This is a genomic window from Kitasatospora sp. MY 5-36 (assembly GCF_001182915.1).
Classification (GTDB): domain Bacteria; phylum Actinomycetota; class Actinomycetes; order Streptomycetales; family Streptomycetaceae; genus Kitasatospora.
The window spans coordinates 1-1,431 of record NZ_LFVW01001198.1; the positions used below are offsets into that span (position 1 = coordinate 1).

At 78.8% G+C, this 1,431-nt stretch carries 1 protein-coding gene; it reads right to left on the bottom strand.

The annotated features are described in order from the left end of the window. On the bottom strand, window positions 1-1,431 hold a 1,431-nt coding region (locus AE652_RS41370), incomplete at both ends, for an ABC transporter permease (protein ID WP_049661145.1).

Sequence of the window (1,431 nt, forward strand, 5' to 3'; positions counted from 1 at the left end):
AGCACCTGGCTGTCGTACCCGGCGGTGACGTGCGCGGCCACCGCGGCCCGGGGCAGCAGCGCCTGTCCGACGCCGAGCCCGCGGTCGTACACCGCGACCACGGCGGGCCGGACGGCGGTGCCGTCGCCGAGCCAGAGCGGGACCCGGTCGCCGACCTCGGCGCCGAACGCCTCGGCCAGGGTGGAGCTCAGCGCGACGGTGTCGGGCGCGCGGCCGAGGTCGGCGAGGGCACCGCTGCGCACGCCCAGGTCGAGCACCTTCGGCAGCCGGGCCGGGTCGCCGTCGACGCCGAGCACGGGGGCGGAGCTCAGCTGGTCGCCGTTCCGGTAGACGACGCCGGTGCGCAGCACGCCGACGGCGGTGTCCACGCCCGGCACCCGGCCCGCCCGCTCGGCCGTCCCGGCGGGCAGGCCGGGGCCGGTGGCGCCGACCACGTGGTCGGCGGTGACGCCGGCCCGGACGTTCTCGCCGCTGGTGTGGCGCACGGTGCTCTGGATGATCAGCAGGGTGCCGCAGAAGGCGGTGACCAGGACGATCGGGGTGATCGCGGAGGCCAGGCGGCGGGCGTTGGCGCGGGTGTTGTCGGCGGCCAGCGAGCCGGGCGCGCCGCCGGCCCGCAGCGGGGCGCCGAGCACCGCGGCGGCGACCCGGGCCAGCCAGGGGCCGAGCAGGGCGACGGCCATCATGAAGCACATCACCACGCCGAGCGCGGTCTGGGCGGCCTTGGCGCCGTCCAGGGAGGTGGCGATGGCCGCGGCCGCGATGCCGCCGGCGGCGAAGACCAGTCCGAGGACGGTGCGCACCGCGCCCGGTCGGGGCGCTTCGACGGCGGCCTCGCCGAGCGCCTGGGCGGCCCGCATCCGGGACGGCCGGCGGGCGGCCAGGAACCCGGCGGTCAGCGCGGCGAGGGTGCAGGCGAGGACGGCGGCGAGCATCGGCAGCGGGCCGACGTCCAGGCGGACGTCCGCGGGGACGGCGCCGCGCTCGACCAGCTGGTCGAACCACCAGCGGGCGAGGGCGATTCCGGGCAGGATGCCGAGCGCCGCGGCGAGCGGCGCGACCAGCATCGCCTCGGCGGCGATGGTGCGCCGGATCTGGCGCGGGGTGGCGCCGATGGCGCGGAGCAGGGCGAACTCGCGGGCGCGCTGGCCGGTGGCGAGGGCGACGGTGCTCATCACCACGAAGACCGCGGTCATGGTGGCGTAGCCGCCGAAGCTGCCGCCGAGGGCCATCAGCAGGGTGCGGGCTCCGCCGAGGTCGGGGTGCTCGACGGCGCCCCGGTCGTCCCCGGTGAGGACCTTGACGGCACCGGCTCCGGCAGCGGCAGCGGCTCCGGCAGCGGCGTCGCCGCCGACGGCCTGGCGGACCTGGGCGGCGAGCGCGGCGGTGGTCACGCCCGCGCGGGGCTGGACGGCGATGGCGTCGATCCGG